Origin of the sequence: Aquimarina sp. U1-2 (assembly GCF_017897595.1) — a bacterium.
Classification (GTDB): Bacteria; Bacteroidota; Bacteroidia; order Flavobacteriales; family Flavobacteriaceae; genus Aquimarina.
Map to the genome: position 1 here is coordinate 1 of NZ_JAGKIK010000099.1, position 386 is coordinate 386.

At 32.9% G+C, this 386-nt stretch carries 1 pseudogene; it reads right to left on the reverse strand.

Features of this window, described 5'->3' with window-relative positions:
- Positions 1-169: 169 nt before the first annotated feature.
- Positions 170-386, reverse strand: a pseudogene (locus J8281_RS19195) (transposase); the annotation flags it as partial.

Here is a 386-nt window from a genome sequence, read left to right on the forward strand (position 1 = left end):
GAAAATTTATTTCTTTCACAAACTGCCTCCATAAATCAAGAGGTAGTTGAGAAAGAAATAAATTTAGCGCAAAGGCATGATGTCGGATAAGTAACAACTGTCAGATCAAGTAGTGGCTACTACAAATAATAAATTTAATCTATCAATAATCTGTATCGATTATTTAGGACTAGTCAATATCCAGCTCATCCTTCGCTATGTCGATCATCTTTTCTAAGTAATCAATCTTTATCTGTTTCTGACCAACAACTTGTTCCAGAGCTTTAATCCTTTGCTCGAGGTCTTTCATCTTTTTATTACTGCTCTCTTTCATCTCTACAACTCTAAATCCCTTCTCGTTAAAGGTAGAATATTTATAAATCCACTTATAAATACTAGCATTGGAA